This window comes from Tolypothrix tenuis PCC 7101, from assembly GCF_963874875.1.
Lineage (GTDB): Bacteria > Cyanobacteriota > Cyanobacteriia > Cyanobacteriales > Nostocaceae > Aulosira > Aulosira tenue.
On sequence record NZ_CAWNJS010000001.1, the window covers coordinates 7841920 to 7854280 of the forward strand.

Genomic DNA, 12361 nt, shown 5'->3' on the forward strand with positions numbered 1-12361 from the left:
TCTCGGACTATATTTGGATAATTTATTTTCTGGAAGTCCCTAATTTATTTTCTGGCAGTCCCTAAACTCTTAGCTGTAATATTATTAGCTAATTTGGTTAAAAATATTTCTTATTAGTAAATCTTCAGCCTTGAGAGTCGCGGCTAGTTTTACAGCATCTATAATTAATCTTGCCCTATGAGCGTTCGTTACCATGTCGGAAGAAGATATCCGTGCCACGAGGCTGGAAAAAATAGACCAGCTAAAACAACTGGGAATGAATCCCTATGCCTATCGATGGGAGTCTACCCACCACGCAGCACAACTACAAGAAAAATTTGCTGATTTACCTAGTGGTGAAGAAGTTGATTTAGAAGTTGCCATTGCTGGGCGCATTCTGGCGCGTCGTGTCTTTGGTAAACTGGCTTTCTTCACCTTGCAAGATGAAACAGGCACGATTCAGCTTTATTTAGAGAAAAATCGCATTCAAGAAAGCATGGCCGATATTGATGCTGATGCTTTCAATCACCTCAAGCAACTCTCAGACGCAGGCGATATCCTGGGAGTCAAAGGCACTATAAAACGGACTGAAAAGGGCGAGTTATCTGTCTACGTCAAACAATACAGTATTCTAACCAAATCCCTATTGCCTCTACCCGACAAGTGGCACGGGTTGACTGATGTGGCTAAACGCTACCGTCAGCGTTATGTTGACTTGATTGTCAACCCTGATGTGCGGCAAACTTTCCGCCGCCGCGCCCAAATTACTGCGGGGATTCGTCGCTATTTAGAACAGCGCGATTTTCTAGAAATTGAAACGCCAGTGCTGCAAAGTGAGGCTGGGGGTGCGGATGCACGCCCGTTTATCACGTATCACAACACCTTAGAGATGGAGTTGTATCTGCGGATTGCCACAGAACTGCATTTGAAAAGGTTGATTGTTGGTGGTTTTGAAAAGGTATTTGAGTTAGGGCGAATTTTCCGTAACGAAGGAATTTCAACTCGACATAACCCAGAATTTACCACAATTGAAATTTACCAAGCCTACGCCGACTACAATGACATGATGGAGTTGACAGAGGGAATTATTACCACTGTTGCCCAAGAAGTACTCGGCACACTGCAGATTACCTACCAAGAAGTAGCTGTTGATTTGACACCACCTTGGCGGCGGGTAACGATGCATGACTTAGTCAAAGAATACACAGGCTTGGATTTTAATGCCTTCCAAACAGTGGAAGAGGCAAAAACAGCCAGTAAAAATGCTGGGATTCCTGGTGTAGATGAAGCTCAATCTATTGGCAAGTTACTGAATTTAGCCTTTGAAGAAAAGGTAGAAGCCAACTTAATTCAGCCAACTTTTGTCATTGACTATCCCGTTGAAATTTCGCCCTTAGCGAAGCCGCACCGTTCTAAGCCTGGTTTGGTAGAAAGGTTTGAGTTATTCATTGTAGGGCGGGAGACTGGTAATAGTTTCTCAGAACTGACCGACCCCATTGACCAAAGAGAACGTCTCGAAGCCCAAGCTGCACGCAAAGCTGCTGGCGACTTAGAAGCCCAAGGTGTTGACGAAGACTTTTTGACCGCTTTGGAATATGGAATGCCACCTACAGGCGGATTAGGGATTGGGATTGATAGGTTGGTAATGCTATTAACTGATTCTGCCAGTATTCGGGATGCGATCGCCTTTCCCCTCCTCAAACCCGAAAAATCTGACTCATCCCCAGAGGCTACAACTTAATCCTAACTAGCAATTACATAGCTAAAAACACCTGTAAAGACGTAAGCTTTTGCGTTTTTGCAGGTTATTAATTAAGAATGCTATAAAATAATTTTATAATTCTTGCCGCTCACTCCAGTTTTGAGGTTTATCATTATTTGCAAGCCAAAGATATTAAAAAACAATTAAGATTACTCATAGATGAAGCATCTTTAATAGATCCTGGTTTAGCGAAAAGGTTAGAAGAGATCAATCGTTGGGTAAAAGATGTTAAGCCTGGTTCTCTAACATCTAAGAAATTTGTACTTTTTTTTCTGCAACAGATAATTAAAGATGCGCTGATTTGGCTTGATATTCAGTCTTCCGCATCACTAGAGGAGCGGCAACAATACTATGAACGGATGACACCAACGGAATACTATTGGTATAGTTATTTATTCCCCAAATGGTTGAATCAAGCAGATCCAAAATTCTCTATTTGGAAACAGAAATTGATGGCGGGGGAGTATCATCAAGCGGATATCAATGTTCTGAGATTGATTGCTAGTGATATCATCCATCGGGAAGGCACTTTTTGGCAGTGTTATATAGCCGACTTCTCAATGGCAACTGATATAATTGTTAGTAATCGAGAGAAGCAACCACTGTGTATTCAGATCACTAGTCTTTCGGATGAATTTTCTCAGGAAAAATCTGATAATTGGGAAAATACCTTGCTACTTTGGAGCATAGATAGAGGTTTGTTCTTAAGTTACAATCCCCACATTACGGATTTTGTCAATCAGGTAGTGAATATATCACTATATAACAGCGATCGCTTGCCAACAGGTATTTACTTAAAATTCAATTTATAGTTGTAGACCATTTTCCGTCACTGTCTTCACCAAACTACATGATTATGGGGCACAAAATTCCAGTTGAACCTCAAGCAAGATTAGAAAATTTTTTGGCACATTTAGAAGCAGCTAGGCAATTACAAAGAGAATGGATGACTTATGGACTTGACTGTGTAAATTTATATTTTGATGATGTTGATGAAGATTGGTGGGAAAAATGGGTAGAAGAAGAACCGCAGAGTTTTGAAGCTGCTGTAATAGCCTTCCTGGAAAGTGATAACTGGGTAGCTGTTAGGGTACGCAAGCAACTGCAAGACAAACCCATCTGTGAAATTGCTAGCAAGCTGGACAAATATTTGAGTTTCCCACAAGAAGACCAGATTTTTGCTATCAAAAACTTTTTAGCAGGTAAAGTGGTTGTGGGAGACAGTTACCGCTACAGCACAATTGAAATTGATGAAATTGAACTTTTTAATTTAGCAGCAGAACTCTTAGAGAAGTTGGAAGAAATTCGCGGTAGAAATCTCTAGATTTTTGAGTGCTGAGTTTTGGAAGTAGGGTGTGTTGTCGCACAGCGCAACGCACCGAGATGACACCAAAAATTCGCAAACCTTGCTACCCAGATTCCCGACTTTTTCAAAAAGTCGGGAATCTAAATCTCGCTAAAGTAATATCAAATCAAATAATGTTTGCAACACATCAATATATCTAGAGGGAAAGGCACTGCCTTTCCCCTACAATCTGTCGCATTCTTTTTTCAAATTTGTATAAGGGACTTCCAAATAAAAAAATAATCAATTGCTTTGGTAAGCAGAGGAAGCAGAGGAAGCAGAGGAAGCAGAGGAGGCAGAGGAGGCAGAGGAGGCAGAGGAGGCAGAGGAGGCAGAGGAGGAAGAAGACAATTATGTTTTTCCCTCCGCAAAATGGTTAATTTAATTTCTGGAAGTCCCTAAGTGACATTTCATCCTATAAAACTAATACAGAATTTGTCAGGCGATGCAGTAGGAATTTAATTATTATGTTGTTGCGAAATAATCAAATTCTAAAAAATTTTGCACCCAATAATATGTAGGGGCGCAAAGCTTTGCGCCCCTAACTCATGGTTACTGATGACTACACCCCTAATTAATAACTAATTCGCAACCTCAGCCATTTCAATAATGCGTTCTTCATAATCCTTAACTAAAAAATTAAGGGGTTTTTGGTTGCGAATTTTAAACTTCAAACCGCGTGTTTCTACTCGCATTAAAATCATTTCTAGGCAATCGCGGTCAAAGCAAACATGGCGTTGCTGGTTTTTTGTGCCTAAACTAGCGCCAGTAATCACGTGCAACTGGGTATTTTTCTTTAACTGATACCACAAACCTTCACTGGCATTACTCATCATTTTGTTGGAGAAGCTGGGCCCTGTAGACATATAAAGTGGGTCTATGCCTGTTGCGCCTATAGTTTGTTCGTAGTTGTAGTAATAGTGCAAAGGCACTTCAGCGGCTGGCAAATCTAGCAGCCCTTCATACAACTGTCGCGCAATTTCCAAATCTGACACCATAACGGTGTGTACTTTGGGCGCACTGGTGAGGAACATCCACATTGCTCCCGCGTAAGCCGCCAGGAGCAATACCATAATGCCTTGGGTGGAGAGTAGGCTATCCAGGGGCAGGGAAGGCAGAAACGAGCCTAAAGTTAAAGGACTAAGTTGGAACGATATCACACTAGAGGCTATAACCATGAACAAGTCAAATATTGTATAAGGGAATGGCTTTTATTATTGTCGATAAAGACTAAAATTAAGTCCTTGTTTATAGTGTATCAATACTCCAGTGGTGTGAGTCTGAAGCAAAATTAGACAAACATGAAGTTATTGTGCGCTAAATGGGAGACTGACAATCCCAAATTTATATTAACAACTATCAAACCTACGGCTCGTGCAAATCCCTCACTTTCCCGAAGCTAATCACCCCCTGGTTAAGTCGCTGTTCCATCAAAGTGACCAAGAACTAGTAAATCTGTTTCAACGCTCTCCCGAAAGCGGAAAGTACTTTACAGCGATTTTTTGCCGCTATAGCCCGATAGTTTACACCTTGATTCGGCATTCAGCGCGATCGCCTGTGCAAGCAGATTATTTGTTCGCCCTCACTTGGCGACATATTTACTATGAACTCGGTGGGCTAGATTTAAATAGCCCAACACCCAACCAAGAACCCTTAACTCTACAAAATTGGCTGATTAACATCACCGCCTACTGCATTAATGAGATTGAATTACCACCCACAGAAGCAATTCATTATTCTCTCAAAGCTACTTCGCCTGCTTTATGGTGCTATGTTGAGCAAGCCTTGGATCAACTACCCCCTGTTTTGCGCTTTGTAGTCTTAATGGCTCAAACTTTCCGCTGGAGTGAAACGCGAATTGCTGCTTACCTCCAAGCTGAGGGTGAAAATTTTACACCGAACGAAGTAGCCAATTTTCTCCAGGAAGGATATCGTATGTTAGAGGACAAATTACCTGGAGACATTCGTGCGATTTATTTAGGCGAAGATGCAGCCTAATCTAGCTTAAGTATATACACGTAAATTTAAAATTTATCCGAGGTAGTTTTAACCTTGCTTATAAAACCTTCTACTTAAAAGCGACATTTCTCGGGTAAGTTTTATGAAACAACGGTATTTCTTACCAGAGGCTAGCATTCTCAATTTAAATCCCCGCCTGAACTCAGGATTAAAAAGTTGGGATTGTGCTATCCTCGCCTCGCGCCAGGGTGGTAAATCCCAATTTTTGACTGCTTGCTTGCTGATTTTGGCTGTGGCTTTTAGTCCCCTAGTAGCCAGTGCTGCGGATATTACTCAACAACTGCACCGTCCGTTAGATCGTTCGACGTTGCGAGACTCAAGAGATCAAGCAGATAGCTTATTAAATATCGGTGAACAACAATACCAGTTAGGTTATGCCGATAAAACTCTTGATTCTTGCTTGCAAGCACTAGAAATTTATCACTCTTTGGGTGACTACAAAGCCCAAGGTATGACCTATGATTTGCTAGCGAAAGCGTACATCCAGTTAGACCGTTTGCAAGAAGGGGAAGATGCATTACGGCGGAGGTTGGCGATCGCTCGCGATACTAAAGATTTTCAGTCTCAGATTTTTGCACTGAATAATATTAGTACAGTTCTGCTACAAAAAGGAGAATTCATCCCAGCAGGTAAAACCGTACAAGAAGCACTGGAAATTGCCCAAAATGTGCAAAATATTGCCGGTGAAGGCTTGTCTTTGAGTAATTGGGGACTGGTAAATGCCAGAGTCGGCAATTACAGCAAGGCAATAAAATTGTATGAAACTGCTTTGTCTTTCCGTCGCCAAAGTGGTGATGTGATTGGTGAGACAAATACCCTCAATAATTTGGGTGATGCTTACCTAGCAATGGGTAATTATGACGATACCATTGGCACTTATGGCGCTGCTTTGAGGATAGCGAAAACTACACGCGATCGCACTAATTATGTAAGAGCAATTGACGGTTTAGTCACAGCTCATAGTTCTGTGGGACGCAATGAGCGTGCTTTTGACTTATTAGAGCAACGCCTAGCAATGGCTAGAGACTCGCAAAATCTAAGGGAAGAATTTGGAGTTTTTATGACCTATGCCAAGATATACGAAAAACTCAATAATTATCTCACTGCTCGTAACTTTTACGAAAGAGCACTCGTATTAGCGCGAACGCTGGAAGACAGCAAGCAGGAGGTATTTTTGGTTGACAAGCTGACTAAATTACCCAAACGCTAATACAATTTTGGATTTTGGATTGTGAACTAAACAAATTGGTATGAAATATTGCGTTTTACCTTTTGGTTTTTGAAGGCAATCACTTGATAATAGTAGGGTTGGACATCACCAGCCCTACTATTATTTTTACAAATAACAAATGACAAATGACAAATGACAAATGCCTAATTCAAAAATACTGAGCCATTTGATTGAATTCGCATAGCTTTTGCATCTTGAGCTACGTCTGTGGTTTCATCCAATCTGACTTCTAATAATCCGGTTTCGGAGGGTTGTGCATTCACTGACAATAATCCGCCATCTTCGCGTTGGAATGTCACTGTGATGGGCGCACGTAAATTTTGTAGTACTATATCAGATTTTCCACTAAGCGATCGCTCGTTAGTATCGCCAATAACTTGATAAGTTACATTAGCGCCAGTGTCATTCACCAGTCTGACATTAACACTACCATTGTTGAGCGCTACTGTGGCTACTGGGCTTTGTCCCTGTTGTCTGATAGAGGGTTCAGTTACAGAATTTTGTTGAGAAGGAACCTGCTGTGGGGTGGAATATGTAGTTGAACTCTGAGTTTGTGTACTCTGCTGGGAGCGATTATAAGGCGCTTCGTTTAAAACACCAGGATTAGGATTAAGTTGTGAGTTAGAAGTGCTTCCCGGTGCTTCTCCACCTACACCTGTATTTGTTTGATTTGCTGATGGGTTAGCAGAATTATAAGGAACTGTTCCTTGGGATTGCACTTGTTGAGTTAATGCATTAGGCGGACATCCTTGAGGAACCAAAACTCGACTGTTATGTGGTTCTTCATAGAAAATTCTGGGACAAGGATTAACTTTCCCTACAGAACTAGGTTGTGGTGTTACTGGTATTGGTGTTTGTGCAAGTGCTGGTACACTCATCAGTAAACCGCCGCACAGAGCAGCCAAAAATTCAGCCGACTTGCGAAACTTTTGCGAATTGCTATTCATTGTACACTCCTAGAAAATCTCACCTGAAATTATTGATGAATTTGATAAATCAGCAAATTACATTAGGTAATAACTTTGCATTTATTACCCTTAATCATTGAAATTATTTGCTTTTTATAATCTTGATTTCAGTAATTTAAATTTAACATTTTAGCGACTTTTTTATATCTAACCAAAGGTCGGAAAATTAATTAAATTGCAATTATTGTTTATTTCCAAGGAATGAGAAATTAATGATTATCTGATTTTTTATAAGTTATACTATTTTGAAAAAAGAACTCGAGAAATGGGCAGGTAAGGGCACGGCATCCACAATCTTGTGGTATATCAAATTATCTTACTGGTGCCGTGCCCCTACAAAGAATTTATTTGTCGCAAACATTTTTTGAATTGGTATTACTACTTGCATAATAAATTATGAGTAAATTAACCAACCTATTGAAAATGAGTTAGTAAAAATAAAATCTGGAAAAATATTAATTAAATCAAATTTGATGCAGCTAGAGTTAGCAGTTTATTAAAAGGATGTCATCAGTATTGAGAGTCAAAATATCTCAATACGGCGTTTTACTATCTAAGTTAGTAGGGAAAGCAATTGTGTTTCATCTGTCATAAGAAACAAATGTCAACTCCAGCATTAAGACTCAAGAGTTACGGGTAAAGTAACTGTAAAAGTAGTACCCTTACCTAGACGGCTTTCGACTTGAATTTGGCCTTGGTGATGTTCGACAATAGCTTGGGCGATCGCTAACCCTAATCCTGACCCAGTAGAAATTTCTGTAGCTGTATTACCATTACTATGGGTACGCGCCGGATCTACCCGATAAAAGCGGTCAAATAACTTTGGTAGTGCATCCCCAGGAATGCCAACCCCCGTATCACTAACTTTAACTTGTAATTGAGCACTACTGTAGCGCAAGCCAGCAACTCGATTGATACCTTCTAAACGCGCTAATTCTACATTTACCTTGCCTTCAGATGGAGTGTATTGCACAGCGTTCCCAATCAAATTAGTGAATAGTCGCACCAATTGATCCCAATTAGCTACAAGTGTGAACCAATCTTCAGACAGTTCGGGGTTAGTGTCTCCAAGTGCAGGATCTACCAAATCCAAAGCCAGGTTGATTTTCTTTTCTTTAGCTAATAATTGCTGTTCTTCTAGCACTTCCATCAGCAAAGCATCCAAAGGACAAGAGGAAAAGTTATCTTTGCTGATACCACTATCTTGACGTGCGAGGAACAGTAAATCATTAACTAACCTACCCAAGCGTTGAGTAAGTCGTTCTACTAATTTTAACTGTTGGCGATAGTGTAAAGATGCCGTAGGTTCTACCTCTGCTGACTCTAAATCAGCCAAGGCGACTTGTACATTAGTTTGAATTAAAGTAATTGGACTTCGCAATTCGTGAGAAGCATCGGCGGTAAATTGTTTCAGCCGTTGATAGGAATCTCCTACCGGTTCCATTGCTTTACCAGAGAGAAACCAACCACTAGCACCCACAGAAAGCACCATTAACCACGTACCAATAGCTAAATCCAACATGAATTGACGGCTGGGTTTACTAACTTCAAACCAGGGATGGCTAACACGCAGATAACCTAATACTTGGCGACCAAATTCTACCCGATGCGTAACTTGACGTAATAACATTGGTGACTTTTCCTCGCCTTCATTCCCCACACGCACAGTTTCACCAGTACGATTCGCATGAATGGGAATATTCAAAGGCGTGGATAGCGTTGACCAAAGTAATTCTCCGTTAGCGCTAAACCATTCCAAATCAATATGATCGTCTTCTACTGTGTCAGTATTATCACGAAAACTGGCTTCTAAATTAATGCGTAATGTATCAGTGCCACTATTGACTGGCTCAATGATGAGCGATCGCTCTACTACTTCCACAACATGATTGAGAGTATCATCAATCCGCTCAATCAATGTATTGCGGACATAGAAATATACTCCACTGGCAAATAATAAGAGTAATACAGCTGTAACGGCAGTGTACCAAAGAGCCAGGCGGCGGCGAGTAGCTTGGAACATGGGGATTGGGGATTGGGGACTGGGGAGTGGGGACTGGGGATTGGGGATTGGTAATTGGTAATGGGTAATTGGGAAGAACTCCAAAATTAATCTATACTCAGCACTCAGGACTCAGCAATCTTGTACAGACGCGATTAATCGCGTCTCTGCAACTCAGCACTGATTACTTATTGCTAAAAAGCTGCTCGCTTGCTTACACTATTTCATTTACTATGTTTATTATTCAGTTGCATGGGCTGCAACTATCCGCCCTAAGGTGATCATGGCAAAATCCAAAAAGAGCGCTACTACTCCCATCAATCTGAGCGATTCACAATACTACATCAACCGAGAACTAAGCTGGTTAGAGTTTAATAACCGAGTTTTACATGAAGCTTTCGACCAGCGAACGCCTCTTTTGGAAAGACTCAAGTTTTTGGCGATATTTACCTCTAACTTGGATGAGTTCTTTATGGTGAGGGTTGCAGGTTTAAAGCAACAAGTCGAGGCCAAAGTCTCACAGTTAAGTCCTGATGGCCGCACGCCACAACAACAGCTAGATGATATCAGGTTTACCCTCAGTCCCCAGGTAACTAAACAGCATCAGCATTTTGAGCAAGTACTCAGACCGTTATTGGCGCAAAATAAAATACATATTCTGGATTATATAGAGTTAACTGATAAACAACGGAATTATTTAGATAACTATTTTGAAGAACAAATTTTTCCGGTTCTAACTCCCTTAGCTGTCGATCCCAGCCATCCTTTCCCCTATATTTCTAATCTCAGCCTGAATTTGGCTGTGGTGGTGAAAAATCCCGAAACAGAAGAAGAATTTTTTGCCAGAGTTAAAGTTCCCAAAGTTTTACCGCGATTTATACCTTTACCACCAGAGTTAGGAATTTATCACAACGGTCAACCTGCTCACTGGACTGGTGTACCTTTAGAACAGGCGATCGCACATAATTTAGATTCCCTATTTCCGGGGATGAATATTCAGGAATATCATCCTTTCCGCATTACTCGTGATGCTGATTTGGCCTTGGAAGAGGATGAAGCCGACGATTTACTCTTGGCGATTGAACAAGAACTCAGAAAACGCCGCATTGGTGGAACCCCAGTCCGCTTAGAAATTCAATCCCAAACTCCCGAAACAGTGCGATCGCGTTTACTAGAAGATTTAGAATTAACCGAAAGCGATATTTACGAAGTCGATGGACTTTTAGGATTGCGGGATTTGATGTACTTTATGTCATTACCGCTACCAGAATTTAAAGATCCACCACGACAATCTGTAGTTCCTTCCCGCTTGCAATGGTTGAGAGAACCTAGCGTCAGTTCGGAAATTCCTGAGGTAGAGGAAGGAAAAGACTTTTTTGCGGTCATTAGTGAAAAGGATTTGTTAGTACACCATCCCTATCAATCTTTTTCTACAACCGTGGTGCGCTTTATTACCCATGCTGCCCATGACCCGAATGTCCTAGCCATTAAAATGACCCTTTATCGGACTTCTGGGGACTCGCCTATTGTTAATGCTTTAATTGCAGCCGCAGAAAATGGCAAGCAAGTATCTGTATTAGTGGAATTAAAAGCGCGGTTTGATGAAGAGAATAATATTTATTGGGCGAGACGGTTAGAAAGAGTCGGCGTTCACGTTGTCTATGGTTTAGTGGGGCTGAAAACTCACTGTAAAACTATCATGGTCGTGCGTCGAGAAAAAGACCGGATGCGTCGCTATGTCCATATTGGCACTGGCAACTATAATCAAAAAACTGCACGACTATATACAGATTTAGGATTATTCACCTGCAACGAAGAAATTGGTGCTGATATTACCGATCTATTCAATTTTCTCACAGGCTATTCCCGGCAAAAGTCCTATCGCGAATTATTAGTTGCACCTGTGAATATGCGCGATCGCTTTTTAGCACTAATTCATCGGGAAATCGAAAATGCCAAAAATGGGATTACTGGCAGAATTGTTGCCAAAATGAATTCTTTAGTAGATCCGCAAATTATTGCAACTTTATATGAAGCGTCCCGGGCTGGAGTCCAAATCGATTTGATTGTGCGCGGTGTTTGCTGCTTGCGCCCAGGGCTGAAAGATATTAGTGAAAATATTCGGATCATTAGCATAGTCGGTCGCTTTTTAGAACACTCCCGCATTTTTTATTTTTATAACAATGCCCAGGAAGAAATCTATATTGGTAGCGCCGATTGGATGCGTCGTAACCTAGACCGTAGAGTAGAAGTAATTACTCCAATCAAAGACCCAGATATTGCCAAAGACTTGCAAGAAATCTTAGGAATCATGCTAGCAGACAATCGTCAAGCTTGGGAATTACAAGCCAATGGCAGCTATATTCAACGACAACCATGCGATCGCGCCCCAGAAGCGCACTCACAAAAAAGCCTGATCAATATGGCATTACGCTCAACTAGCATTAGCTCAAACCTGATTGATACAAAAAAGAATTCCTTCTATCTTGACAATTAGCTAAATTTACTACTTTTAGAAAACTTTAATTTTTCCTCACAAAATCTAAATTATTTAGTGCGCTAAAAGCCTAATTATTCAACCATAGGATAGAGTAACTCCCAGGACTAATTACCATAAACTATAAAAGTTATCGTACTTAAACTTTTAAATGTTAATGTTGTCCTGTGAGTCTTCTACCTTGCGTGTTTTAGTGGTTGACGATCACGAACTAACCCGCCTAACCCTACAATTAGCTTTTTCTTGTCAAAAAAATATCCAGGTAGTAGGTTTAGCCAGCAATGGTCAAGAAGCTATAGAAATGGTTAAACGCTATCAACCTGATGTAATTGTTCTAGATTTACAAATGCCCGTTATGGATGGCTGGAGTGCTTCAGGGCACATTAAAGCTATCTCTCCCAAAACACAAATCTTGGCTTACTCTTCAGTGGAAGATGCTAATTTTCATCCAAATGGTATGTCTAACTTTGATGAATTTTGCAAAAAAGATGTACCTACTACTGAACTCATCGCTAGGGTGAGAGAATTAGGAGACCGAGCAATGAATGGTTAATATCA

At 40.8% G+C, this 12361-nt stretch carries 10 protein-coding genes; 7 read left to right on the forward strand and 3 right to left on the reverse strand.

Annotation, left to right across the window (positions count from 1 at the left end; genetic code table 11):
• The first annotated feature begins 193 nt into the window (after positions 1–193).
• The 3 genes from lysS (at position 194) to AACU25_RS30920 (ending at position 3065) form a co-directional block, all read left to right on the forward strand.
• Positions 194–1720 (forward strand): lysine--tRNA ligase, encoded by a 1527-nt coding sequence (gene lysS / locus AACU25_RS30910; protein ID WP_096582220.1) that lies wholly within the window; start codon positions 194–196, stop codon positions 1718–1720.
• A 137-nt stretch (positions 1721–1857) separates the two neighbouring features.
• On the forward strand, positions 1858–2553 hold the full coding sequence (locus AACU25_RS30915) for a hypothetical protein (protein ID WP_096582222.1): 696 nt from the start codon (positions 1858–1860) through the stop codon (positions 2551–2553).
• Between the two features lie 44 nt (positions 2554–2597).
• A complete protein-coding gene (locus AACU25_RS30920; RefSeq protein WP_096584309.1) occupies positions 2598–3065 on the forward strand; it encodes a hypothetical protein in 468 nt (155 codons plus the stop codon).
• A gap of 602 nt (positions 3066–3667) precedes the next feature.
• Here AACU25_RS30920 and AACU25_RS30925 read toward each other — a convergent pair.
• Positions 3668–4264, reverse strand: a complete 597-nt coding sequence (locus AACU25_RS30925) for a glyoxalase-like domain protein (RefSeq protein ID WP_096582224.1) — start codon at positions 4262–4264, stop codon at positions 3668–3670.
• A 196-nt stretch (positions 4265–4460) separates the two neighbouring features.
• Here AACU25_RS30925 and AACU25_RS30930 point away from each other — a divergent pair, with 196 nt between their 5' ends.
• Positions 4461–5084 (forward strand): RNA polymerase sigma factor, encoded by a 624-nt coding sequence (locus AACU25_RS30930; RefSeq protein WP_045868016.1) that lies wholly within the window; start codon positions 4461–4463, stop codon positions 5082–5084.
• Positions 5085–5187: 103 nt separating this feature from the next.
• Positions 5188–6315: a tetratricopeptide repeat protein gene (locus tag AACU25_RS30935; protein ID WP_096582226.1), complete on the forward strand. Its 1128-nt coding sequence runs from the start codon at positions 5188–5190 to the stop codon at positions 6313–6315.
• 164 nt (positions 6316–6479) lie between these two features.
• Here AACU25_RS30935 and AACU25_RS30940 read toward each other — a convergent pair whose 3' ends face one another.
• Complete coding sequence (locus AACU25_RS30940) at positions 6480–7283, reverse strand: hypothetical protein (protein WP_096582228.1); 804 nt, start codon at positions 7281–7283, stop codon at positions 6480–6482.
• A gap of 637 nt (positions 7284–7920) precedes the next feature.
• Positions 7921–9327: a sensor histidine kinase gene (locus AACU25_RS30945; protein WP_096582230.1), complete on the reverse strand. Its 1407-nt coding sequence runs from the start codon at positions 9325–9327 to the stop codon at positions 7921–7923.
• A 262-nt stretch (positions 9328–9589) separates the two neighbouring features.
• Between AACU25_RS30945 and ppk1 the strand changes: the two genes are divergently transcribed.
• Together ppk1 and AACU25_RS30955 are read left to right on the forward strand one after the other, a co-directional pair.
• Positions 9590–11803 (forward strand): polyphosphate kinase 1, encoded by a 2214-nt coding sequence (gene ppk1, locus AACU25_RS30950; RefSeq protein ID WP_096582232.1) that lies wholly within the window; start codon positions 9590–9592, stop codon positions 11801–11803.
• Between the two features lie 151 nt (positions 11804–11954).
• Entirely contained in the window at positions 11955–12356 is a 402-nt protein-coding gene (locus tag AACU25_RS30955) for a response regulator (RefSeq protein ID WP_045868013.1), read from the forward strand.
• Positions 12357–12361: the final 5 nt, after the last annotated feature.